This is a genomic window from Delftia sp. WY8 (genome assembly GCF_018437695.1).
GTDB classification, from domain to species: domain Bacteria; phylum Pseudomonadota; class Gammaproteobacteria; order Burkholderiales; family Burkholderiaceae_C; genus Comamonas; species Comamonas tsuruhatensis.
This window is the reverse complement of record NZ_CP049795.1, coordinates 4,712,741-4,736,378: the sequence shown is the minus strand read 5'-3', so window position 1 is coordinate 4,736,378 and position 23,638 is coordinate 4,712,741. Positions and strand designations below refer to the sequence as shown.

The 23,638-nt window shown below is 68.2% G+C and carries 23 protein-coding genes; 11 read left to right on the top strand and 12 right to left on the bottom strand.

Going from position 1 to position 23,638, the window contains the following annotated elements:
- Positions 1-24: 24 nt before the first annotated feature.
- The gene (locus tag G4D77_RS21775; RefSeq protein ID WP_154833569.1) at positions 25-1,458 is read right to left on the bottom strand and encodes a mannose-1-phosphate guanylyltransferase/mannose-6-phosphate isomerase; all 1,434 of its coding nucleotides are present in this window, start codon (positions 1,456-1,458) and stop codon (positions 25-27) included.
- Positions 1,455-1,823, bottom strand: a complete 369-nt coding sequence (locus tag G4D77_RS21770) for a DUF2304 domain-containing protein (protein WP_154833568.1) — start codon at positions 1,821-1,823, stop codon at positions 1,455-1,457. The genes G4D77_RS21775 and G4D77_RS21770 overlap by 4 nt, the downstream gene beginning before the upstream one ends.
- A gap of 319 nt (positions 1,824-2,142) precedes the next feature.
- Here G4D77_RS21770 and G4D77_RS21765 point away from each other — a divergent pair, with 319 nt between their 5' ends.
- The 5 genes from G4D77_RS21765 (at position 2,143) to G4D77_RS21745 (ending at position 7,692) form a co-directional block, all read left to right on the top strand.
- Positions 2,143-2,976: a cysteine hydrolase family protein gene (locus G4D77_RS21765; RefSeq protein ID WP_154833567.1), complete on the top strand. Its 834-nt coding sequence runs from the start codon at positions 2,143-2,145 to the stop codon at positions 2,974-2,976.
- A 55-nt stretch (positions 2,977-3,031) separates the two neighbouring features.
- The gene (gene pncB / locus G4D77_RS21760; RefSeq protein WP_012207404.1) at positions 3,032-4,231 is read left to right on the top strand and encodes a nicotinate phosphoribosyltransferase; all 1,200 of its coding nucleotides are present in this window, start codon (positions 3,032-3,034) and stop codon (positions 4,229-4,231) included.
- 39 nt (positions 4,232-4,270) lie between these two features.
- The gene (locus tag G4D77_RS21755; protein ID WP_154833566.1) at positions 4,271-5,971 is read left to right on the top strand and encodes an NAD+ synthase; all 1,701 of its coding nucleotides are present in this window, start codon (positions 4,271-4,273) and stop codon (positions 5,969-5,971) included.
- Positions 5,972-6,017: 46 nt separating this feature from the next.
- Entirely contained in the window at positions 6,018-7,136 is a 1,119-nt protein-coding gene (locus G4D77_RS21750) for a bifunctional nicotinamide-nucleotide adenylyltransferase/Nudix hydroxylase (RefSeq protein ID WP_043782881.1), read from the top strand.
- A gap of 64 nt (positions 7,137-7,200) precedes the next feature.
- Entirely contained in the window at positions 7,201-7,692 is a 492-nt protein-coding gene (locus G4D77_RS21745; RefSeq protein ID WP_012207407.1) for a GNAT family N-acetyltransferase, read from the top strand.
- Between the two features lie 20 nt (positions 7,693-7,712).
- Here G4D77_RS21745 and G4D77_RS21740 read toward each other — a convergent pair whose 3' ends face one another.
- The 7 genes from G4D77_RS21740 to G4D77_RS21710 all read right to left on the bottom strand — a co-directional run bounded on the left by G4D77_RS21740 (position 7,713) and on the right by G4D77_RS21710 (position 14,530).
- The gene (locus G4D77_RS21740) at positions 7,713-8,651 is read right to left on the bottom strand and encodes a CysB family HTH-type transcriptional regulator (RefSeq protein ID WP_013800726.1); all 939 of its coding nucleotides are present in this window, start codon (positions 8,649-8,651) and stop codon (positions 7,713-7,715) included.
- A gap of 87 nt (positions 8,652-8,738) precedes the next feature.
- On the bottom strand, positions 8,739-9,227 hold the full coding sequence (locus tag G4D77_RS21735; protein WP_012207409.1) for a VOC family protein: 489 nt from the start codon (positions 9,225-9,227) through the stop codon (positions 8,739-8,741).
- 111 nt (positions 9,228-9,338) lie between these two features.
- Positions 9,339-10,004 (bottom strand): methionine ABC transporter permease, encoded by a 666-nt coding sequence (locus G4D77_RS21730; protein ID WP_013800725.1) that lies wholly within the window; start codon positions 10,002-10,004, stop codon positions 9,339-9,341.
- Complete coding sequence (locus G4D77_RS21725) at positions 9,982-11,130, bottom strand: methionine ABC transporter ATP-binding protein (protein ID WP_154833565.1); 1,149 nt, start codon at positions 11,128-11,130, stop codon at positions 9,982-9,984. Before G4D77_RS21725 ends, G4D77_RS21730 begins: the two co-directional genes overlap by 23 nt.
- A 13-nt stretch (positions 11,131-11,143) precedes the next feature.
- Positions 11,144-11,956 (bottom strand): MetQ/NlpA family ABC transporter substrate-binding protein, encoded by an 813-nt coding sequence (locus G4D77_RS21720; protein WP_012207412.1) that lies wholly within the window; start codon positions 11,954-11,956, stop codon positions 11,144-11,146.
- 19 nt (positions 11,957-11,975) lie between these two features.
- A complete protein-coding gene (locus G4D77_RS21715) occupies positions 11,976-13,079 on the bottom strand; it encodes an isopenicillin N synthase family dioxygenase (protein WP_043790067.1) in 1,104 nt (367 codons plus the stop codon).
- A gap of 35 nt (positions 13,080-13,114) precedes the next feature.
- Entirely contained in the window at positions 13,115-14,530 is a 1,416-nt protein-coding gene (locus tag G4D77_RS21710) for an O-acetylhomoserine aminocarboxypropyltransferase/cysteine synthase family protein (RefSeq protein ID WP_151019266.1), read from the bottom strand.
- A 218-nt stretch (positions 14,531-14,748) separates the two neighbouring features.
- Here G4D77_RS21710 and G4D77_RS21705 point away from each other — a divergent pair, with 218 nt between their 5' ends.
- The 4 genes from G4D77_RS21705 to G4D77_RS21690 are packed head-to-tail and all read left to right on the top strand — an operon-like array spanning position 14,749 to position 18,952.
- On the top strand, positions 14,749-15,855 hold the full coding sequence (locus tag G4D77_RS21705; protein WP_096913984.1) for an ABC transporter substrate-binding protein: 1,107 nt from the start codon (positions 14,749-14,751) through the stop codon (positions 15,853-15,855).
- Complete coding sequence (locus tag G4D77_RS21700; RefSeq protein WP_203400420.1) at positions 15,852-16,907, top strand: ABC transporter permease; 1,056 nt, start codon at positions 15,852-15,854, stop codon at positions 16,905-16,907. The genes G4D77_RS21705 and G4D77_RS21700 overlap by 4 nt, the downstream gene beginning before the upstream one ends.
- On the top strand, positions 16,901-17,737 hold the full coding sequence (locus G4D77_RS21695; protein ID WP_034364515.1) for an ABC transporter ATP-binding protein: 837 nt from the start codon (positions 16,901-16,903) through the stop codon (positions 17,735-17,737). Before G4D77_RS21700 ends, G4D77_RS21695 begins: the two co-directional genes overlap by 7 nt.
- A gap of 12 nt (positions 17,738-17,749) precedes the next feature.
- Positions 17,750-18,952, top strand: a complete 1,203-nt coding sequence (locus tag G4D77_RS21690; RefSeq protein ID WP_154833563.1) for a c-type cytochrome — start codon at positions 17,750-17,752, stop codon at positions 18,950-18,952.
- 45 nt (positions 18,953-18,997) lie between these two features.
- Here G4D77_RS21690 and G4D77_RS21685 read toward each other — a convergent pair whose 3' ends face one another.
- Together G4D77_RS21685 and G4D77_RS21680 are read right to left on the bottom strand one after the other, a co-directional pair.
- Positions 18,998-19,279 carry a type II toxin-antitoxin system RelE/ParE family toxin gene (locus G4D77_RS21685; protein WP_034399600.1) on the bottom strand — a complete coding sequence of 94 codons (282 nt, stop codon included), beginning with the start codon at positions 19,277-19,279 and terminating at the stop codon, positions 18,998-19,000.
- Complete coding sequence (locus G4D77_RS21680) at positions 19,276-19,557, bottom strand: hypothetical protein (protein WP_016445493.1); 282 nt, start codon at positions 19,555-19,557, stop codon at positions 19,276-19,278. Before G4D77_RS21680 ends, G4D77_RS21685 begins: the two co-directional genes overlap by 4 nt.
- A 252-nt stretch (positions 19,558-19,809) precedes the next feature.
- Here G4D77_RS21680 and G4D77_RS21675 point away from each other — a divergent pair, with 252 nt between their 5' ends.
- Both G4D77_RS21675 and G4D77_RS21670 read left to right on the top strand, forming a co-directional pair.
- Complete coding sequence (locus tag G4D77_RS21675; protein WP_016450919.1) at positions 19,810-20,283, top strand: (2Fe-2S)-binding protein; 474 nt, start codon at positions 19,810-19,812, stop codon at positions 20,281-20,283.
- Between the two features lie 14 nt (positions 20,284-20,297).
- The gene (locus tag G4D77_RS21670) at positions 20,298-22,565 is read left to right on the top strand and encodes a xanthine dehydrogenase family protein molybdopterin-binding subunit (protein ID WP_154833562.1); all 2,268 of its coding nucleotides are present in this window, start codon (positions 20,298-20,300) and stop codon (positions 22,563-22,565) included.
- Positions 22,566-22,627: 62 nt separating this feature from the next.
- Here the strand turns inward: G4D77_RS21670 and G4D77_RS21665 are convergent, their stop codons facing one another.
- Entirely contained in the window at positions 22,628-23,599 is a 972-nt protein-coding gene (locus tag G4D77_RS21665) for a LysR family transcriptional regulator (RefSeq protein ID WP_016445491.1), read from the bottom strand.
- Positions 23,600-23,638: the final 39 nt, after the last annotated feature.

Genomic DNA, 23,638 nt, shown 5'->3' with positions numbered 1-23,638 from the left:
GATGAATTGATTTTTCTTAACAAACTAGTATTCGCTCTGAATGCGAACAATATCGTCTTCGCCCAAGTACGCGCCCGACTGTACTTCGATAATTTCAAGCGGTAGTTTTCCTGGATTTGATAAAAGGTGAATATGTCCGACAGGTATGAAAGTGGACTCGTTTTCCCCAAGCAGGAAAGTTCTATCGCCATTAGTCACTTCTGCAGTTCCTTTCACTACGATCCAATGCTCAGCCCGGTGATAATGCATCTGAAGACTAAGCTTGGATCCAGGATTGACAACGATACGCTTGACTTGGAAGCGGTCACCGCGGTCTATGCTGTCGTACCAACCCCAGGGGCGATGTACCTTACGATGCGAGGCTGCCAACTGCCGATTTTGCGCCTTCAATTCGGTGACGATCTTTTTTACATCCTGACTCCTGCTCTTGTCAGCCACTAGGACGGCATCTGGAGTTTCCACGATGATTAGGTTATCCACTCCAACGGTAGTCACTAGGCAACTCTCCGAGAAGAGAAGGCTGTTTTGAGTGTCAATAGCCAGCGTGTGGCCCACGTGGGCGTTGCCACATGAATCACGTGGCAACACGTCCCACAGAGAGTCCCAGGCCCCCAGGTCCGACCAGCCCGCGTCCAGCGGCACCACCGATGCAGGTATTCCCAGATCTTTGTTACCTGGCAAATGCTCCATTACTGCGTAATCGATCGAGTTTGAAGGGCATCCAGCGAAGAGCTCGCCATGGGGACGGATGAAGTCCATATCTTGGCTGCTTTGAATTATCGAGGCTCGACAAGCGTGCAGAATCTGCGGTTGCAGCTCTGCGACAGCCTTAAGCCACACGTCTGCTCGCACCATGAAAAGACCGCTATTCCAGAGATAATTGCCGCTTCTCACATAGCGTTCTGCCAGTTCCTGACTCGGCTTCTCAGTAAAGCTGCTTATCGCGAATGCACCGCAATCGATAGCTTCAGCCTTCTCTATGTAGCCAAAACCAGTCTCGGGACGGCTGGGCACAATGCCAAACGTCACCATAGAGCCTTCCTTTGCAAGTTGCCAAGCCACAGACACGGCATCGTGAAAGTCCGAAAGCTTGGTCATGACATGATCTGCAGGCATGGCCAGCATGACGGTGCCGGGCTCTGCAATCAGGGCCGCCAGGGTCAAAGCCGGAGCCGTGTTTCGACCAACAGGCTCCAACACCAGCCTGGCGCCCTCTATTCCAGTCTCCTGCAGTTGTTGCGCGGCCAAAAAACGGTGCTCGTTATTGCAGATCACGACGGGAGCAGCCTTCGGTATATGTTCGGCCATACCGTCTAAGCGCTCGACAGTTTTCTGCAACATAGAGATACCGTCCCCGTGAAGCGCCAAAAATTGCTTTGGGTAGCTCTCACGGGAAAGCGGCCACAGGCGGGTTCCAGAGCCGCCGCAAAAGATGACGGGAAGCAAGGGGGTGCTCATGACGGGGTCTTGTTAGAAAGAGGCAGACGCAAATCCTCAGCATCCGCCTCCAGCATCGCCAACCGCTGATTCAACCGCCGCACATCGCGCTCGATGCGGGTGTTGACCATGTCGGCATGCAAGGCCTTGATGAGCAGGACGATGCTGGCCAGCAGCAGCAGCATGGCCGGCGGATAGCTGATGCCCAGCACCGCTGCCAGGCGGTTGATCATCCCGGGCCAGACGCCCAGCACGACGGCGGCAACGGCAACGACCACCCAGAACAGGCCGTGCATGAGGTAGAGATGGTCGCGCCGGATCAGGTACAGGATCAGCGCGGCCAACCCTATGCCCATGAAAGTCGTTGTTACCTGAAGGGAAGCCATATTGATAATCAAAAGCTACCGAATGAAAGCATTCGGTTGATGCAGGGCACGGCCGGAACCAGCGCTATTGCCGTATGAAACGGTCCAAACCACCCAGGGAATACGTAAAACCTCCCATTGTAGGTTCCGCTTCATGTTCCGAAGTCGCTTCCCCCTCTCGTTTCGCCCTGGCCTTGACAGGGATGTGGCACCGTATTTCACAGCCCCTGCAGAAGCGGAAGGATCAAGCCTTGGTGACAGGCGACGCTCCTGCAGCACTACACTGAAGCATTGACCTGATGCACCGACCACGCACTGTTGCTTGCGTGCACCCTCATATATGCCATCTTCCACCACCCAGCTCCTGGTCATAGACCCCCAGAACGACTTCTGCGATCTGCCTGAGGACTGGTGTCCTGCCCGGCAACGTCCCAGCCTTCCCGTGGCGGGCGCCCATGCCGACATGCAGCGGCTTGCCGGTTGGATACGGCGCGAGGGGGCGAAGGTGGACGCCATCACGGTGACGCTGGACTCGCACCAGCGCTACGACATCGCCCATCCGGCTTTCTGGCAACAGGGCAATGGCGACGACAGCGGCGATGTGGCGCCGTTCACCGCGATCACGGCGGCGCAGGTGCGGGCGGGGGTGTTCCGGCCACGCAACGCCGAGGCGCTGCAGCGCAGCCTGGAATATCTGGATGCACTCGAAGCCAACAGCCGCTACACGCTGATGGTCTGGCCCGTGCACTGCGAAGTGGGCAGCTGGGGCCATGGTATCCATGCCGATGTGCTGGCGGCCTGCGGCGACTGGCAGCAGCAGTGCCAGCGCGCCGTGTACAACGTTTTCAAGGGGCTCAATCCCTGGACCGAGCACTACAGCGCGCTGCTGGCCGAGGTCCCCGACCCGGCCGATCCGGCGACCTTGCTGAATACGGCCTTGCTGGAGCGGCTGGCCCAGGCAGACATGCTGGTGGTCGCGGGCGAGGCGAGCAGTCACTGCGTGCGCTCCACGGTCGAGCATCTGGTCGAGCACCTTCCCCATCCTGAGCGCATCGTGCTGATGCACGACGCCATGAGCCCGGTGCCGGGCTTCGAGTCCGCGCACCATGATTTCCTTGCAGCCATGCAGGCCCGCGGATTGCGGCTGGCCTCCAGCCAAGAACTCCACCTGTAGGGGCGGACCGCCTTCACGCGCGCAGCCCCCTTTCCTGTTTCCCCAGCATCGCACCATGGCTCCCATCATCACCAGCCTGCTCGACACCGATCTCTACAAATTCACGATGTGGCAGGCCATGCTGCACCGCAATCCCCAGACCGAGGCCGAGTACGAATTCGTCTGCCGCACGAAGACGGCCTTCCCGCTGGCCGAGCTGCTGCCCGAGGTGGAGCGCGAGCTGGACGCCCTGTGCGCGCTGCGCTTCACGCCCGAAGACCTGGCCTACCTGGGCGGGCTGCGCTTCATGAAGAGCGACTTCATCGACTTTCTGCGCATCTTCCAGTTCCAGCGCGCCTTCATCCGTGCCTGGGCCGATGGCGACACCCTGCACATCGAGGCCAAGGGCCCCCAGGTCCATGTGATGGGCTTCGAGATCTATGTGCTGGCCATCGTCAACGAGCTGTATTTCCGGCGCTTCGACGCCGAGGCGGCGCTGGCCGAAGGCCGCAGGCGCCTGGCCGGCAAGATCGAGCGCCTGCGCCACCTGGCCTGCGAGGCCAGGCTGCGCAATCCCTTCGAGCTGTTCGACTTCGGCGTGCGCCGGCGCTTCTCGGGCGCCTGGCAGCGCGAGGTGGTCCAGGCCTTTGCCACGCAGACGGCGCAGTGGTTCAAGGGAACGTCCAACGTGCTGCTGGCGCGCGACTTCGGCATCGTGCCCATAGGCACCATGGCCCATGAGTACCTGCAGAGCTACCAGGCCCAGGGCGTGCGCCTGCGCGACTTCCAGATCGCCGCGCTGGAGGACTGGGTGCAGGAGTACCGGGGCGACCTGGGCGTGGCCCTGACCGACACCGTGGGCATGGATGCCTTCCTGGCCGATTTCGACATGTATTTCGCCAAGCTCTTCGACGGGCTGCGGCACGACTCGGGCGACCCGTATGCCTGGGGCGAGAAGGCCATCGCCCACTACCAGAAGCTGCGCATAGACCCCCAGGCCAAGCGCCTGGTGTTCTCCGACGGCCTGGACCTGGACACGGCCCTGGCCCTGTACCAGCGCTTTGCCGACCGCATACAGCTGGGCTTCGGCATCGGCACGCGGCTGACCAACGACATGGGGCTGGAGACCATCAACATCGTGATGAAGCTCACCCACGCCAACGGCCAGCCCGTGGCCAAGATCTCGGACTCGCCGGGCAAAACGCTGTGCAACGACGAAACCTATCTGGCCTATCTGCGCCAGGTCTTCGGCCTGGCCCAGCCTGTCGCCGTCTGACACCGCCCGACACCGCCTGACACCGCCAAGGCTCCATTCATGCTGCGCATCACCATCGCCCAACTCAACCCCACCGTCGGCGACATCGCCGGCAACGTGGCCCGCATGGCCGAGGCCGCTGCCCGCGCCGCGCACGCGCAGGCCGACCTGCTGGTCTTTCCCGAGCTGTCGCTGTGCGGCTACTACCCTGGCGACCTGCTGGACGAGCCCGCCTTTCGCGAGCGCCTGGAGCAAGGCTTGCAGCAGCTGCTGCAGGCCACGCGCCAGTGGCCGCAATTGCACTGGGTCATCGGCGCGCCCACGCGCGCCAGCGGGCCGGGCAAGCCGCTGCACAACAGCCTGCTGGTGCTCAAGGACGGCGCGGTGCGCCTGCGCTACGACAAGCAGCTGCTGCCGACCTACAACATCTTCGACGAACGCCGCCACTTCGAGCCCGGCCCCGACGCGGCCAAGGTGCTGCGCATAGGCCAGGCCCAGGTGGGCTTTCTGGTGTGCGAGGACGGCTGGAACGACGCCGGTGCCGACTACGCCACCAACCCCTTCGCGCGCATGGCCGACGCCGCGCCCGACCTGGTGGTCAGCATCAACGCCAGCCCCAGCCACCTGGGCAAGCGCGAGCAGCGCCACGAGATCTTCGGCCAGGCGGCCACGCGCCACGGCCTGCCCATCCTCTACGTGAACCAGATCGGCGGGCAGGACCAGATCGTGTTCGACGGCGCCTCCTTCGCGGTGGAGCCCGGGCGCGGCGTGGTCTTCGAGGCCGAGCGCTTCGTGGAGGACCTGCGCACGCTGCAGTTCGGCGACGGACGCTTCCTCGACGCGGCCGGCCAGCCCTGCATGAGCGTGCCGGCCGCAGGCCTGCCCACCATGGAGTTCTACCGCCGCCAGATCGTGCTGGGCCTGCGCGACTATGCGCGCCGCTGCGGCTTCACGCGCGCCGTCGTCGGCAGCTCGGGCGGCATAGACAGCGCGCTGACCCTGGCCCTGGCGGCCGAGGCCCTGGGCGCGGACAACGTGGTGGCCGTCACCATGCCCTCGCGCTTTTCGTCGAGCGGCTCGGTCGATGACTCGGTGATCCTGTGCCGCAACCTGGGCATCACGCTGCACGAGCACCCGATCCGCGAGCTGGTCGACGGCTATGCGCGCCAGTTCGAGTCCAGCTTCGGCCAGCCGCTGCAGGGCCTGCCGTTGGAGAACCTGCAGGCACGCATCCGCGGCACCACGCTGATGGAGTACTCCAACGCCTTCGGCCACCTGCTGCTGACCACGGGCAACAAGTCCGAGATCTCGGTGGGCTACTGCACGCTGTATGGCGACACCAACGGCGGCCTGGGCCTGCTGGGCGATCTGTACAAGACCGAGGTCTTCGAGCTGTCGCGCCACATCAACCACAGTGCGGGCCGCGAGCTGATTCCCCAGGCCATCATCGACAAGCCGCCCTCGGCCGAGCTGGCGCCCGACCAGAAGGACGAGGACAGCCTGCCGCCCTATGCGGTGCTGGACGAAATCCTCAAATACGCCATCGAGGGCCGGCACCTGTCCACCGCCGAGTACGGCACGGCCGAGCGTTTTGTGACCCAGCTGCTGGGCCAGCCCGGCGGGGCCGAGCTGGTTGACCGCGTCAAGCGCATGATCTTCCGCAGCGAGTACAAGCGCCGCCAGGCCCCGCCCATACTGCGCGTGCGCCCGCGCGCCTTCGGTACCGGGCGCCAGATGCCCATTGCCGCCCACTACGAATGAAGCCAGAGTGAAGCCACCGAGCCTGTTTATGCAAGAGACTGCCGCCATGGACGCCCCCACCGAAACCCCGGCCACCAGCGAGCGCGTGCACACCGCCGTGCTGATCGGGCGCTTCCAGCCGCTGCACAACGGCCACATGGCCCTGCTGCGCGCGGCGCTGGAGCGTGCCGAGCAGATCGTCGTCGTGCTGGGCAGCGCCTGGCAGGCGCCCAATCCCAAGAACCCCTTCAGCTGGCAGGAACGCGCGCAGATGCTGCGCGAGGCGCTGCCGCCCGCGGACGCGGCCCGCCTGCACTGCGTGCCCGTGCGCGACTACTACAACGAGCCGCTGTGGGTACAGGCCGTGCAGCAGGCCGTGCAGTCCTGCGTGCCCGAAGGCGCCAGCGTGGCCCTGGTCGGCCATTTCAAGGATGCGACCAGCGGCTACCTGGCGCGCTTTCCGCGCTGGCAGCTGATCAGCCTGCCGCGCCTGGGCCAGTTCGACGCCACGCCGCTGCGCGACATCTACTTCGGCGAATCCGGCGTGGACTTCGAGGCCCTGGCCGCCCAGGTGCCGCCCGCCACCCTGCAGTTCCTGCGCCAATGGGCCACCACGCCCGTCCATGCGCAGATGTGCGAAGAATGGCGCATGCTGGCCCGGTACCGCCAGGCCTGGGCTGCGGCGCCCTACCCGCCCGTCTTCGTGACCGTGGACGCACTGCTGCGCTGCCGCGTGCCGCACGAAGGCGCGCAACAGGACCACATCCTGCTGATACGCCGCGGCCATGCCCCGGGCCTGGGCCTGTGGGCGCTGCCGGGCGGCTTCCTGGAGCCGCGCGACACGCTGTGGCAGTCCTGCCTGCGCGAGTTGCGCGAGGAGACCTGCTCCACGCTCAGCGAGGCCGACCTGCAGGCGGCCCTGCAGTCCGTGCAGGTCTTCGACCATCCCGACCGCAGCCTGCGCGGGCGCACCATCACCCATGTGCACTATCTGGACCTGGGCGTGCTGCCCTCGCTGCCGCCCGTGCAGGGCGGCGACGATGCGGCACTGGCGCGCTGGGTGGCCGTCTGCGACCTGCCCGCCATGGAAAGCGCGTTCTTCGAGGACCACTTCCAGATCCTGCGCCAGTTCCTGCCCCTTCCGGTGCAACAGCCCCTGGCGGACACGGGCGCGAAAATCGGCTAAAACCGGAGATTGCGGCGCCATCTTGCGCCGCAATACCGTGTTTCCCGTGTTCCCCCGCGTTTGAATGACTACCACCCTACAGATCCGACCCGCCACCCCCGATGACGCCGAGCTCATCGTCCGCTTCGTGCGCGAACTCGCCGTCTATGAAAAAGCCGAGCATGAAGTCCTGGCCACACCAGAGCATGTGAAGCGCACCCTGTTTGCCGACAACCCCGCCGTCTTCGGCCTGATCTGCCTGCATGGCGACCAGCCCGTGGGCTTTGCGGTCTACTTCTTCAATTACTCGACCTGGCAGGGCCGTCACGGCCTGTACCTCGAAGACCTCTACGTCACGCCCGAGGCGCGCGGTCTGGGCGCTGGCACGGCGCTGCTGCGCCGCCTGGCGCAGATCGCCGTCGAGAAGGACTGCGGCCGCTTCGAGTGGAGCGTGCTCGACTGGAACCTGCCCTCCATCGAGTTCTACGACCGCCTGGGCGCCCTGCCCCAGACCGAGTGGATCCGCTATCGCGTGACCGGCGACACCCTGCTGGAGATGGCGCGCGAGCCGGGCTGAGGCCGGCCCCCTTCGTCTGCCTACTCGGGCTCCACGCCCTGGCGCACGGCCTGCTCGACCACCTCGCGCGTCAGCGTGGGCACGAAGGTCTCGATGAAGGCATAGGCATAGCCGCGCAGCCAGGCGCCCTTGCGCAGGCCCAGCCGCGTGGTGTTGACCTCGAACAGGTGGCCGGCGTCCAGCGTGCGCAGGCCCTGGTCGCGCTCGGCATCCAGCGCCACCGAGGCGACGATGCCCACGCCCATGTCCAGCTCCACATAGGTCTTGATCACGTCGGCGTCCATGGCCGTGAGCACCACGTCGGGCTCCAGGCCCTCGCGCGCAAAGGCCTCGTCGATGTGGGCGCGGCCCGTATAGCCCTGCTCGTAGGTGATGATGGGAAAGCGCGACAGCGCCTCCAGCGTCAGCGCCTGCTGCGACTGCAGCAGCGGGTGGCCCGGCGGCACGACCACGCCGTGCGTCCAGCGGTAGCAGGGCAGCGCCACCAGGCCTTCATAGCCGGCCAGCGCCTCGGTGGCCACGCCGATGTCGGCCTCGCCGCTGCGCAGCATCTGCGCCACCTGCTCGGGCGAGCCCTGGTGCAGGTGAAGGCGCACCTGCGGATAGCGCTGGCGGAAGTCGCGCACCACATGGGGCAGCGCATAGCGGGCCTGGGAGTGGGTGGCGGCAATCGACAGCCGGCCCTGCTCGCTGGCGCTGAAGTCGGCGCCCACGCGGCGCAGGTTGTCGGCCTCCAGCATCAGGCGCTCGACGATGGGTAGCAGCGCCTCGCCGGGCGGCGTCAGCCCGGTCAGCCGCTTGCCTGCGCGGATGAAGATCTCCACGCCCAGCTCTTCCTCCAGTTCGCGGATCTGACGGCTCACGCCGGGCTGGGAGGTGTGCAGCGTGTGGGCCACCTCGGTCAGGCTGTAGCCGCGGCGCACGGTTTCGCGCACATAGCGCAGTTGCTGGAAGTTCATGGGCAAGGCTCCGCCCGGGGCCGGTGCGGCCCGGGCCTGTGGAAGGCAAAAGCAGGAAGGAAAGAGAGAGGGGACGGCGAGAGGCTTTCAGGCCGAACAGGCCACGGCCGGCTCGTCCGGGGCATCGGCCGCTGCCTCGCGGGGCAGCTCCAGCAGCTCGATCAGATTGCCTGCGGGGTCGCGCGCATAGCAGCGCCGGCCCTCGCTCACGGGCGCCACCTCCAGCGCCAGGCCGCCGTGCACCAGCAACTGCTGGCGCAGCGCATCCACGTCGCTGACCGTCAGCGCCAGGTGCACCAGGTTGCCCGCCGCGCGCTCGGTGCCGCCGGACTGCCCCTTGTAGGGCACCAGATCGATGCGCTGACCGCCGGCCAGAAAGCTCAGGCCCGGACGCCCGGCAACGGTCAGGGCAGACAGGCCCAGCACTTCGCCATAAAAGCGCTCCATGGCCGCCTGGGCGCGCGCCGGGAAGGACAGCTGGACATGGTGGACGCCACAGACGATGGCCACGCCCGGCTTCATGGCAGTGCGGCCGGCAAGAGGGGAAGGCCAGGCGGGGCGTGTGGTGTGGGTCATCGAAGCGTCTCGGAAAAGAATCAGCAGCCCGAATGCTGCTGCAGGCCATTGTCGAGACAAGTCGAAAAAACCAAAAATAATAAAAATTCAGTCTGTTATTTCCAAATCATCTCAAGAGATCGAACGCCGGTGGTCGGCTCGGCGTGCCAGCCATTCGCCGCCGAACTGCAGCACCGACACCAGGGCCACCAGGATGACGATGACCTCGAACATCACGCGCGTCTCATAGCGCTCGTAGCCGTAGCGGATGGCCAGGTCGCCCAGGCCGCCCGCCCCCACGGCGCCCGCCATGGCCGAGGCATTGACCATGGCGATCACGCTCACGGTCATCCCGCCGATCAGGCCCGGCAGCGCCTCGGGCAGCAGCACCTGGCGCACGATCTGCGGGCGGCGCAGGCCCATGGCGCGCGCCGCCTCCACCAGGCCGCCGTCCACTTCGCCCAGGCTGACCTGGGCGATGCGCGCAAAGAACGGGATCAGGTTGGCCGACAGCGGCACCACCGCCGCCCAGGTGCCCAGCGTGGTGCCCACGATGGCGCGCGTCACCGGCAGCAGGGCCACCAGCAGGATGATGAAGGGAATGGCCCGGCCGATGTTCACCGCCGCCGACAGCCCCCGGTACAGCCGCGGCCTGGCATAGAGCCCGCCCGGCGCCGTGGTGTGCAGCACGATGGCCAGCGCCAGCCCGGCAACGATGGCGATCAGCGAGGACGCGCCCGCCATCAGCAGGGTTTCCAGAAAGGCCTGCAGGTATTTATCGAGCGGGGGCAGGGACATGGCCAAGCAGTTGCAGTGAATCGGCGCCCAGCGCCTGTTGAAGGGAAGTCAGCGCGTCCGGCGAGAGCGGGGAGAGCGACGAGGGCAGATCCTGCACCGGCACGCCCACCAGCAGGCGGCCCTGCGAACGCCCGCGCATGCAGTCCAGCCCACCCTGCAGCAAGCGGGCACGCGGGCCCAGCACCTGAAGCTGCGCCAGCGGCAGGCCCTGCTGGCTGCCGCCGTCGGCCCATCCGATGGCCAGCACGGCGACGGCCTCCGGGCCATCGGCCGCTGCCACCAGTTCCAGGTCCGCCGCCAAGGCCTGCCGCAGCGGCCGCAGCAGCGCACGCGCTGCTTCCGAGCGCGGTGCCGCAAACAGCTGCCAGACCTCGCCGATCTCCTGCAGCCGGCCCTGGTCCAGCACCAGCACGCGGTCGCAGACCTCGCGGATCACGGCCATGTCGTGCGTGATGAGCACGATGGTCAGCCGCAGCTTGCGGTTGATCTCGCGCAGCAGCTCCAGGATGGACTGCGTGGTCTCGGGGTCCAGGGCCGAGGTGGCCTCGTCGCACAGCAGGATTTCGGGCTCGTGCACCAGCGCGCGCGCAATGCCCACGCGCTGCTTTTGCCCGCCCGAGAGCTGGGCCGGATAGGCGCCGCTCTTGTCCGCCAGCCCCACCAGGGCCAGCAGCTCGTCCACCCGTGCGCGCACGAGCGCGGGCCGCCAGCCTGCGGCCTGCAGCGGCAGGGCCACGTTCTCGTACACCGTGCGCGAGGACAGGAGGTTGAAGTGCTGGAAGATCATGCCGATGCGCCGGCGCAGCGCCACCAGCGCGTCCTCGTCCAGCGTGGCGACATCGGTGCCGTCCACCAGCACGCGGCCGCTGCTGGGCCGCTCCAGCGCATTGATGGTGCGCAGCAGCGTGGATTTGCCGGCGCCGCTGCGGCCGATGATGCCGAACACCTCGGCACGCGCCACCTCGAAGCTCAGCGCCTGCAGTGCGTGCACGGGCTCGCCCGCGCTCCTTCCCGCGCCCCTGCCCGTTCCCGGGTAGTGCTTGCGCACGCCCTCGAAGACGATGTGCGGCCGCTGCAGCGCATCGATTGCATGGGGCTCGCCGGCCGCCGCCTGTTCCACCTTCATTGCCTTACACGCCTCAGAAGGCCGGCAGCACCGAGCCCTGGTACCTGCTCACGATGAACTGGCGCACGGGCTCGGACTGGTAGGCGCGCAGCAGGGCCGCGACCCAGGGTGCAGCGCGGTCGCGCTCGTGCACGGCAATGATGTTCACGTAGGGATTGCGCTCGCGCCTTTCGACGGCAATGCCATCGCGCGTGGCGATCAGCCCCGCCTGGTAGGCAAAGCTGTTGACGATGGCCGAGGCATCGAGATCGTCCAGCGAGCGCGCCAGCACCACCGAGGCCGCCTCCACCAGCTGCACCTTCTTCTGGTAGCTGGCGATGTCGGCCAGGCCCGCCGTGCCCTTGAAGGGGTCGAAGCCCTCGCGCAGCTTCAGGATGCCCTGGTCCTGCAGCACCACCAGCGCGCGCGTCTGGTTGCTGGGATCGTTGGGAATGCCCAGGCGCGCGCCAGCGGGCAGGTCGGCCAGGCGTTTGTGCTTTTTCGAATAGAAGGCGATGGGCGAGATGTAGGTGTCGCCCGCCGCCACCAGCCGGTAGCCGCGCTGCTGGTTCTGGTCGCGCAGGAACGGCACATGCTGGAAGGAGTTGGCCTCGATGTCGCCGTTGTTCAGCGCCTCGTTGGGGCTGGCCGCGCCGCTGATGACCACGGGCTTGACCTGCAGACCCTGCTCGCGTGCCACGCGGGTCACCACTTCCCAGATTTCCTCGTCCACGCCGCCGCGCACGCCCACGCGCAGCGGGCCGGCCTGCGCGGCCCGGATGGCGCCTGACATCGCCGCCACCGAGGCCCCCGCCGCCAGTCCCCGCAGAAATACTCGCTTGTCCATCGCACAGTCCTTTCAAGAATCAATAGGCACCAGGGTGCAGCTCACGGCCGGCCGCGCGGGCCTGGGCCTGCAGGCGGGCGAAATGCTCGGGATAGAAGCGCTGGGCCACATCCAGGTGGGAGCGCACGCGGCCCTTGAGCGCGTTCTCGCCCACATGGCTGAACAGCGGGTTGTCCGGGTCGCTCTGCGGCCCCGTGGCCAGCACGGCCAGCTCGGGCGGCAGGGTCAGCAGCGGCACCTGGCCCAGGTCCAGGCGCGGCGCCAGGAAGTAGGCGATGGAGTAGCGCTGCACGCCCGCGCGCGGCACCAGCACGCGATGCACGTTGGCGCGCAGATAGCCGTTGGTGGCCAGCTCCAGCATCTCGCCGATGTTGATGACGAAGGCCCCGTCGCGCGGCGGCACATCGACCCAGCCAGCCGGCGTCTCCACCTGCAGCCCGCCCACCTCGTCCTGCAGCAGCAGGGTCAGCAGGCCGCCGTCCTTGTGTGCGCCCACGCCCTGGCCTGCTGCGCCCAGCTCGCTGCCCGGGTAGTGGATGATCTTGATGCGGTGCGCAGGCAGGCCGCTGACCAGGGCGTCCAACGCGCCCTCGGGCAGCTGCAGCGCGGCCACGAAGTGGCGCAGCAGCTCCAGCGCCACGCCATGCGCTGCCGCCTGCCAGGCCAGCACCTCCTCGCGGAACCCGGGCAGGGCCTGCGGCCACTGGTTGGGGCCTTGCAGCCCCTTCCAGTCCGGCACGCCGGGGCCTGCGGGAATCTCGGGCGACTCCTCGCCCAGGTCGATCTGCTCGCGCTGGTCGGGCCGCTGGCGCGTGATCTCCATGCCCACGGCCGTATAGCCCCGGAAGTGCCGCGTGTTGGCAATGGCCAGCGCCTGCTTGTCCGCCAGCGGCAGCGCAAAGAATTCGCGCGCGCGCCGCTGTATGCCCTGCCATGCGTCCCGGCCTATGCCGTGCCCTTCCAGGTAGAAGAAGCCGGTGTCGCGTGCCGTGCGCGCCAGCTGGCGCAGCGCCTGGGCCTGCGTGGCCGGGTCGCGCAGGGCCTGCAGGTCGATGACGGGCAGGGCCGGGGTTGCCGCCGTGGCGGCGGGCGCTTCGAGGGTGGATGCTGTCAAGGTGCTCATGCTGTGCTGCCAGGGAAGTGGGAAGGAAGGGGCGCTCAGGCCGCCAGGCGCTGATCGCGGTCTTGCTCGTGGTCTTGTTCGCGGTCTTGTCCGCGTTCGGCAGCCAACACCGCATGGCCCTGCGCCTGCTCCAGCGCCTGCTCCAGGTCGGCCAGCAGGTCCTGCGGGTGCTCTATGCCGATGGACAGGCGCACCAGCCCGGGCGCAATGCCCACGCGCGCCAGCTCCTCGTCGCTGAGCAGGCTGTGCGTGGTCTCGGCAGGAATGGCGGCCAGCGACTTGCTGTCGCCGATGTTGACCAGGCGCAGGAACAGGCGCAGCGCGTCATAGAAGGCGCGCGCCGCCGGCCGGCCGCCGCGCAGCTCGAAGCCCAGCAGCGCCGGCACATGCCCGCCGCGCAGCTGGCGCAGGGCCAGCGCGTGGTCGGCGTGGCCGCTCTGGCTGGCGTGGTGTATGCGCTCCACCAGCGGATGGCGCTGCAGGAAATCGATCACGGCCAGCGTGTTGCGGCTGGCGCGCTCCTGGCGCAGGCCCAGTGTCTCCAGGCCCTGCAGCAGCAGGAAGGCGCTGTGCGGCGCCAGCGCCGCGCCGCAGTTGCGCAGCAGCACGGCACGGGCCCGCGCGATGAAGGCGCGGTCGGGAAATTTCTCGGTGAAGACAAAGCCCTGGTAGGCCGGCTCGGGCGCGCTGAACTGCGGGTAGCGCCCCGCGTGCGCCACCCAGTCGAAGCGGCCGCTGTCCACAATCAGCCCGCCCAGCACATTGCCGTGTCCGCCAATGGCCTTGGTGGCCGAATGCACGACGATGTCGGCGCCCCAGTCGAAGGGCCGCAGCAGCAGCGGCGAAGCCACGGTGTTGTCCACCACCAGGGCCACGCCGGCCGCATGGCTGATATCGGCCAGCTGGCGCAGGTCGGCAATGCCGCCCGATGGATTGCCCACGGACTCCACGAACACGGCCTTGGTGCGCGGCCCTATCGCCCGGCGCAACGCCTGGAAATCATCCTTGGCCACGGCCGTGCTCTGCACGCCGCGCGAGGCCAGCACATGGGCGATGAAGTTGTGCGTGCCGCCATACAGCTGCGAGGCCACGACCACATGGTCGCCCGCACTGGCCAGCGTGGCCAGCGCCACGTCGATGGCGGCCATGCCCGAGGCCAGGGCCAGCGCGGCCACGCCGCCTTCGAGTGCCGCAATGCGCTGCTCCAGCACCGCCAGCGTGGGGTTGGCAGTGCGCGAGTACACATCGCCCTCCTCCACCAGGCCGAACAGGTTGGCGCCGTGCTGGGCGCTGTCGAACACGAAGGAGGTGCTCTGGTAGATGGGCACGGCCGCGCTGCGCTGCTGCTCTCGCCCCCGGTAGCCGGCGTGCAGGGCCTGGGTGTCCTGCTGCCACAGCGCATCGCTGGCTGCGTCGTGCGGGGCGGACTCGGTGCCGGTCGCTGAGGTCATGCATGGACTCCGTATGAGTGGTCGATGCAGCCCATTATTCGAAGCCCGCGCCCTGCGCACTACGAAGAAAAACGCGTTCGCTTATTCGGTTTGCGCATGTCGCCGGGCCGCGCCCTTCCTAGTTGCCACGCACATATGGATGCGCGTTTTGCGTCGTTGGAAACACGGCACTCAGCGGACAGCATCGGCAGTCCCGAAACTGCTTTGGAGGGAGTTCCATGACCCGCAAGACCCAGACCGAGATCGACAGGACCCAGGACAGCCGCTGCGCCCATGGCGCCGATTGCGGTGCTTTCGGGGCGCTCGATGCTCCCGAGGCGACCGAGCCCTCGCTCTCGCGCCGCACCCTGATCCGCGCCGGCGCCGCAGCCGGCGCGCTGGGATCGGCCGCCTGGTTCAGCGGCCGCGCCGGGGCGCAGCCGCGCCAGAAGATCACCTTTGCCTGGAGCCAGGCCAGCTTCTGCCATTCGCCCATTCCCGTGGCGCTGGAGCGCGGCTTCTTCGAGCGCAACGGCCTGGACGTGGAGCTGCTGAACTGGGGCGGCTCGGCCGACCAGTTGCTGGAGGCGCTGGCCACGGGCAAGGCCGATGCGGGCGCGGGCCTGATCCACCGCTGGATCAAGCCGCTGGAGGCGGGGCTGGATGTCAAGCTCATCGGCAGCGTGCACGGCGGCTGCCTGCGCCTGGTCGGCCTGAAGTCGGCCGGCGTCACGCTGGACCCCAGCACGCTCAAGGGCAAGACCATCGGCGTGGCCGATCTCAACAGCCCGGCCAAGCAGTTCTATTCCATCCACCTGGCCAAGCGCGGCCTGGATGTGGACAAGGACATCGAATGGCGCGTCTACCCGGCCGACCTGCTGGATGTGGCCGCCAAGAAGGGCGAGATCCAGGCCATTGCCGACGGCGACCCGAATCTCTACCTGATCGAAAAGCGCAACCCCGGCACCTTCCTCGAACTGGGCAACAGCGCCAAGAACGAGTACGCCGAAAGCATTTGCTGCGTGATCGGCGCAGGCGCAAAGTTCGCCCGGGCCAACAAGCCCGCAGCGGCCAGCGTGGTGCGCGCGCTCACCCAGGCCTCTGACTACATCGCCGAGAACCCCAACGAAACGGCGAAGATCTTTGCCAGGTACTCGCCCAAGGTGCCCGTCGAGGACCTGCAGCGCCTGCTGGCCGAGCTGACCTTCAAGCACCATCCGCACGGCAAGCCGCTGCGCGACGAGGTCCAGGCCTTTGCGGCCGACTTCCGCACGGCCGGCGTGCTCAAGAAGCAGACCGACCCTGGCCGCTTTGCCAGCCACATCACGCTGGACGTCCTCGCATGAGCACCGCAAGACCACGCTGGCGCCTGGGCGCCACGGATGCCGCACCCGGCCTGGAGCGGGAACAGGCGCAGGGCACGCGCAAGGCAGGCCCCTGGCGCACCGGCCTGCTGGCCGCCGCCGCCTGGGCCGGCCTGGGCATGCTGACCCTGCTGTGGCCCAACAAGGAGATCGGCTTCAGCGAATGGGCATTCACGCAGGAATTCGGCATTGCCGCCCTGGTCGTGGCCCTTTTGCTGCTGGCCTCGTCCGCGCTGCCTGTGCGACCCGTACGGGCAGCACAGCGCATCGACCGCTGGCTGCGCCCGGCCGGTGCCTGGCTGGTGGCCGCGCCGCTGCTGCTGGCGCTGTGGGAGACGCTGACGGCCAAGCTCGGCGCGCTGCCGCCGCCGTTCTTCGCACCACCGCAAAGCCTGATCGACGTGGTGCACGAGGACTGGCAGCGCCTGGGCCTGTCCACGCTGTATTCGCTGCGGCTGCTGCTCAACGGCATCGTGTTCGGCGCGGTGATCGGCTTTCTCACGGGCGTGTGGATAGGCTGGTCGCGCATCGCGGGCTACTGGGTGCATCCGCTGCTGCGCTTCCTGGGGCCGGTGCCGGCCTCGGCCCTGCTGCCGCTGGCCTTTTTCTTCGCGCCGTCGAGCTACTCGGCAGCCGTGTTCCTGGTGGCGCTGGCCACGTTCTTTCCGGTGGCCGTGCTGACCTGGTCGGGCGTGGCCTCGGTCAGCAAGAGCTACTACGACGTGGCGCGCACGCTGGGCGCATCGCCCTGGTTCCTGGTGCTGCGCGTGGCCATCCCGGCCGCCCTGCCCCAGGTCTTCGTGGGCCTGTTCATGGGGCTGGGCGCCTCGTTCTCGGTGCTGATCACGGCCGAGATGATGGGCGTGAAGGCCGGCCTGGGCTGGTATCTGCAGTGGGCCCAGGGCTGGGCAGCCTACGCCAACATGTACACGGCGCTGCTGGTCATGGCCGTGCTGTGCTCGGGCCTGATCACGCTGCTGTTCACCGTGCGCGACCGCACGCTGTCGTGGCAGAAGGGAACCGTCAAATGGTGATTGCCGCAGAACACGCCGCCAACGCCGCAGCCACGCCCGCCATCGCCGGGGCGGCCCTAGCCGGGGCGGCCCTAGCCGGCGCGGCCATCGATGTGCAGGCCGTCAGCCACTGGTTCGGCCAGGGGCAGGGCGCGCTGCAGGTGCTCGACGAGGTCAGCCTGCAGGTGCGGCCCGGCGAGTTCGTCGCCCTGCTGGGCCCCAGCGGCTGCGGCAAGTCCACGCTGCTGCGCCTGGTGGCCGGGCTGGACGCGCCCACGGCCGGCGCCGTCGCGCAGGACGGCACGGCCATCACCGAGCCCGATCCCTCGCGCATCGTCGTCTTCCAGGACCCCACGCTGTTTCCCTGGCGCACGGTGCGCGGCAACGTGGCCCTGGGCCTGCAGGCACGCGGCCTGCTGGACAGCCAGTCCCACCGCATCGACGAGGCCCTGCGCCTGGTGGGACTGGAGGATTTTGCGGACAGCCATCCCCACCAGCTGTCGGGCGGCATGGCCCAGCGCGCGGCCCTGGCGCGCGCCCTGGTCAACGACCCGCGCCTGCTGATCCTGGACGAGCCGCTGGGCAAGCTCGACTCGCTGACGCGGCTGGCCATGCAAAGCGAGATTCTCAAGATCTGGCAGCGCGCAGGCTTTTCCGTGCTGCTGGTCACCCACGATGTGGAAGAGGCCCTCTTCCTGGCCCACCGCGTGCTGGTCTTCAGCCAGCGGCCCGCCCGCATCGTGGCCGAGATCGATGTGGACCTGCCCTACCCGCGCCAGCGCGGCCATGCCCGCCTGTCCGAGCTGCGCCACGAGGCCCTGCGCCACCTGGGCCTGGACCAGACCTGGTAGCGCCGGCCTCCGATGCAACGCAGCGACTCCCCCGACTGGCTCAACCCCTTGATCGGCGCCATGCAGCAGGCCCAGGTCGGCCTGCTGCAGCTGCTGCATGGCCTGGGCCTGGCCGGCACGGTGGATGGGCAGCCCGCCTGGCCCTGGGCCCTGCGCCTGTCCGGCGAAAACCTGCTGATCGACCTGGGCCAGGCCCGGGGCCTGCTGTGGTCGCTGGCGGCCGTGGCCACCGCCATCGTTTTGCTGTTGCTGGCCCTGGCGCTGGCCCTGGTTCTGCGCCGCATCCGCCTGCCGGCCCTGGTGCTGACCGCGCTGGCCGCGCTCGCCCTGCTGCTGGCCCCCTGGCCGCGTGCCGACCTGATCCTGGTGCCCGCGCATGCCACCAGCTTCCATGCCGCGCCCACGGGCTTCAGCGTGGAGAGCATTGCGCGCGGCGGCGCCGTCTATGCCCAGCACTGCACGGCCTGCCACGGTGCCGATGGCCGGGGCCACGGCCCGCTGGCCGCCAGCCAGCCGGTCTGGCCCCCCAACTTCACCAGCCCGCTGTTGTGGCGCCGCGCCGATGGGGAATTGCTCTGGGCCATTCTTCATGACCGCCGCCCCGTGGAGTCTCGCGACGGCGCACGGGCACACGGCCAGGCCGACCGGCTGTCCAGCGACGACGCCTGGGCCCTGATCGACTTCATGAAGGCCCGCGCCGCAGGCCAGATGCTGCAGATCGCCGGCAACTGGCCCTATCCCGTGGGCCTTCCCGACATGGCCGTGCAGTGCGCAGGCCAGCCCGCACGCCGCCTGAGCACCTGGCAAAGCCGCCAGCAGCGGCTGAGGGTGGTGGCAGGCAGCGACCCGGTGCAGGAAGACCCGCGCCTGGTCAGCCTGCAGCTATCGCACGATGGCGGCAACCGCGCCGCCAGCGCCCTGGACTGCACCGTCAACGACCCGCGCGCCTGGCAGGCCATGGCCCTGCTCAGCGGCTCGGAGCAGCTGCAGGGCATGCAATGGCTGGGCGACCGCAGCGGCTGGCTGCGCGCGCTATCGCGTCCGGGCGCCCAGGGCTGGTCGGAGGACGACCTGGTCTGCCGCACGGACACGGCGGCCAAGACCACCTCCGGCGCTGGCGCTGGCGCTGGCGCCGTGGCCGACGGCCTGGGCGCGCTGATTGCACGCATGGACGCCGAGCCCGTGCGGTTCATCAAGGGTGGGTTTGTGCATTGAGTTGTGCATTGATCAGGGCCATCCCGGCCTGGCATGCAGTTATCGTCACCGCGCTGGCGGCCACTGGCGCGCGGTGTGCACCAGGGACAGCACCCAGACCGTCGTGCCTTCTATCTCATAGACAAGGCGATAGCTTTCATGGGGGATCAGCTCGCGCGTGCCGGCAATCCTGCCCGTTTTGCCCATCTTGGGATACGCGGCCAACCGGGCCGCTGCGTCGCTGAAAAGCAGGTCCATGCGCAAGGCTGCGCGAGGATTGTCAGCTGCGATGTAGTCCCAGATATCGGCGCGATCCTGCTGCGCCTGCGGCGTCCAGATGACTTTCACGCACGGTCTGCCGCAACCTGACGGCGCCGGGCAGCGAACTCGGCCTCGACTTCCTCATTCGAGCGGCCAAGTCCAGCGCGCATGGAGGCACGTCCCTCCTCGACCTTGCGCTGAAGATAGCCGTCATATTCGCGGGCCTTGCGGCGCTGCTCAATGTAGCCGCGCATCAACTCCCGCATGACCTGAGATGCGGGCCGGTCCTCGCCTGCGGCTTCGGCCATGAAGTCTTCGCGCAGCTCGGCTTCCAGTTTCATGGTGAAAACGGCTTCCTTGGGCATGATCCACTCCTGTGAAGATACCAACAAAGTATATACAACGTCAGTACCAAACACTCCAGAAACTCAACCGCTCCGCCCCATTCGCAACTTGCACTTGCCAATGCATCAATCAAATCAGGACTAGTTGCAAGCAAGGCCTCTTTCTATATTCGCGCCTCGACGGCGCCCGGCTTCCATGGGCCGCAGCTGCGCACGACACTACTGCGGGGACCCCACCCCTGCCTGACTGACCCACAACAAGGAGAGACTGCGATGACCGATCTCACCATCAACGGCAAGACCGTTTCCATGGACCTGGACCCCGAGACGCCCATTCTGTGGGCCCTGCGCGACACGCTGGAGATGACCGGCACCAAGTTCGGCTGCGGCGCGGCGCTGTGCGGCGCCTGCACGGTGCACATGAATGGCCAGGCCATACGTTCCTGCGTGACGCCGATCTCGGCGGCCGCGGGCCAGAAGATCACCACCATCGAGGCCATGACCTCGGGCTCCGACCGCGTGGGCACCGCCGTGCGCGATGCCTGGGTGCGCCACGACGTGGCCCAGTGCGGCTACTGCCAGAGCGGGCAGATCATGAGCGCCACGGCCTTCCTCAAGTCGCTGCCCAAGGGCAAGAAGCCCAGCGGCGAGGAGATAGACGCGGCCATGGCCGGCAACATCTGCCGCTGTGGAACCTATGCACGCATCCGCGCGGCCGTGGCCGATGCCGCGCGCACCCTGGGCTGAACGGAGAACGCCGCATGCTGACCACCTTCAACCCCGCCGAACTGCCGCGCGCCCTGCAGCACATCCTGGACCGTGACGAGGCCGCTGCCGCCATCGCCGACGCGCCCACCCTTGCACAGATCCCCCGCCGCAGCTTCCTCAAGATCGCCGGGGCCGGTTCGCTGGCCCTGGGCGTGTTTCCCGCCATGGCGCAGGCGCCGGGCAAGGGCGAGGCCGCCGGCCTCAAGCCCACCGAGCAGCCCGCCTCCTTCGTGGAGATCTCGCCCAGCGGCGAAGTCACCGTGGCCATCAACCGCCTGGAGTTCGGCCAGGGCGTGCACACCGCCCTGCCCCTGGTGCTGGCCGAGGAGTTGGACGCCGACTGGAGCAAGGTCCGCGCCCGCCTGGGCGGCAACGATGCGGCCTATGCCGATCCGCGCTACGGCATCCAGATGACGGGCGGCTCCACCGCCCTCAAGCACAGCTACACCCAGTACCGCGAGCTGGGCGCCCGTGCGCGCGCCATGCTGGTGGCCGCCGCCGCCGCGCAGTGGAAGGTGGACGCCGCCACGCTGCGCACGCGCGAGGGCTTCGTGCTCGGCCCCAACGGCAAGAAGCTGTCGTATGGCGAGCTGGCCCAGGCCGCCATGGCCCAGCCCGTGCCGGCCACCGTCGTGCTGAAGAATCCCAAGGACTTCCGCCTGATCGGCAAGCCCACGGGCCGCATCGACGCCCGGGCCAAGAGCAGCGGCCAGCAGAGCTTCGGCATCGACATGCACCTGCCGGGCCAGCTGACGGCGGTGATTGCACACCCGCCCGTGTTCAAGGCACAGCTGGCCTCGCTGGACGACGCTGCGGCGCGTGCCGTGCCCGGCGTCAAGGCCGTGCTGCGCGTGCCCGTGGACGGCGGCGGCGAAGGCGTGGCCGTGATCGCCACCGGCTACTGGCCTGCGCGCAAGGGCCGCGAAGCGCTGAAGGCGCAATGGAACACCGACGCCGTGGAGAAGGTGGACAGCGAACGCCAGCTGGCCCAGTACCGCGAGCTGGCCGCGCAGCCCGGCGCGCGCCACTTCGACGCCGATATCTCGGCGCTGGACAAGGCGCCGCGCCATATCGAGGCCGAGTTCAGCTTCCCCTACCTGGCCCATGCGCCCATGGAGCCGCTCAACTGCACGGTGCAGATGGGCGAGACCGGCGAGGCGGGTGCCGACCTCTACCTGGGCACGCAGTTCGCGGGCGTGGACGGCATGGCCGCCGCGCGCGTGCTGGGCCTCAAGCCCGAGCAGGTGCGCGTGCACGTGCAGATGGCCGGCGGCGGCTTTGGCCGCCGGGGCGTGGGCACCAGCGACTATGTGGTCGAAGCCTGCCAGGTGGCGCTGGCCGCGCGCCGCGCCGGCCTGAACGCTCCCGTGCGCATGGTCTGGAGCCGCGAGGACGACATCAAGGGCGGCTACTACCGCCCCATGCACCTGCACCGCGCGAAGATCGGCTTCGACGAACGCGGCAAGGTGCTGGCCTGGGACCACGCCATCGTGGGCCAGTCCATCACGGCGGGCACCATGTTCGAGGGCGGCATGATCAAGAACGGCATCGACGCCACGGCCGTGGAGGGCATGCGCGAGCCCTATCCGCTGCCCATGCGCCTGACCGTGCACCACCCCAAGGTCAACGTGCCCGTGCTGTGGTGGCGCAGCGTGGGATCGACCCACACGGCCTTCGTCATGGAAACGCTGATCGACGAGATCGCGCGCAGCAGCCGCCAGGACCCCGTGGCCTACCGCATGCAGATGTTCGGCGACAAGCACCCGCGCCATCGTCTGGCGCTGCAGCTGGCCGTGGACAAGAGCGGCTACGGCAAGCGCCAGCTGCGCGCGGGCCGTGCCTGGGGCGTGGCCGTGCACGAGTCCTTCGACACGGTGGTGGCCTATGTGGTGGAGGCCTCGGTCAAGGACGGCCGCCCGGTGCTGCACAAGGCCACGGCCGGCGTGCACTGCAACCTGGCCGTGAACCCGCGCACCATCGAGGCGCAGGTGCAGGGCGCAGCGCTGATGGGCCTGTCCATGTGCCTGCCCGGCGCGGCGATCACGCTCAAGGACGGCGTGGTGGAGCAGAGCAACTTCGGCGACTTCGCCGTGCCGCGCATCACCGACATGCCCGAGATCGCCGTCCACGTCGTGCCCAGCGCCGAGCCGCCGACGGGCATGGGCGAGCCCGGCCTGCCGCCGCTGGCCCCGGCCTTCGCCAACGCCGTGGCGCAGCTCACGGACAAGCCCGTGCGCAAGCTGCCGTTCGACCTGGCGTGATCGATCTGGCGTGATCGCGCTGGCGTGATCGATCTGGCCTGAACGACCGGACCTGATCCCGGTCAGCCCCCGGAAAGGGCGGCGGCACCTGCGGCCGCCGCCCTTTCCAGTTCTTCCATGGTCAGCAGATAGTCCGGGCAGTCCTGCAGCCGCTGCACGGCCAGGTCGATGAAGGCACGCACGCGCCGGGGCAGCGCGTCGCGGCTGCCGTAGTAGACATGCAGGCCGATGTGCTCGCTGACATGCTCCAGCAGCACGGGCACCAGGCGCCCCGCGCGGATGTGCGCGGCCGCGCAGATGTTGGACAGCTGGCCCAGCACCTGGCCGGCCAGCACGGCATGCAGCTCCAGCTCGGCATCGTTGGTGGACAGGGCCGGCTGCAGGTAGCGGTGCGTGAGCTCGCCATCGACCGGCAGGTACCAGGGCATCACCGTGTCCGTGGCCGCATGGCGGAACATGCTGCAGCGGTGCGCGGCCAGCTCGTCCAGCGACCGGGGCACGCCATGGCGCTGCAGGTACTGCGGCGCCGCGCAGACGATGAGCTGCACGGGAAACAGCCGCCGCCCGATCACGCTTTCATCGGGCGAGGCGCCGATGCGAAACCCCGCATCGACCCGGTCCAGCACCCAGTTGCCTATGCCGTCGTCCAGCCGCACATCGGGGACGATGCCCGGGTGCAGGCGGCAGAACTCATCGAGCAGCGGCATCAGCACGGGCGCAAAGCAGGACTTGGGGCCCACGATGCGCAACGGCCCCGCAATGCCCTCGCGGCTGTCGCGTGCCAGGTTCAGTGCGCGGTCCAGCGCGGCCAGCGCCGGCTGGGTGTCCTGCAGGAAACGCTGGCCCTCCTCGGTCAGCGCCAGGCTGCGCGTGGTCCGGTGCAGCAGGCGCACGCCCAGGTGCTGCTCCAGATGGGCCACCGCCTGGCTGGCGGCCTGGGGGCTCACGCCCTGGGACAGCGCCGCCTGGCGCAGGCTGCCCAGCTCGACCGCCTTGGCAAAGGTGGCGATGGCGCGCAGTTCATTGATGGGCATGTTGCGGAAATCCGGTATTCGTGGGCTGACAGTGCCGCA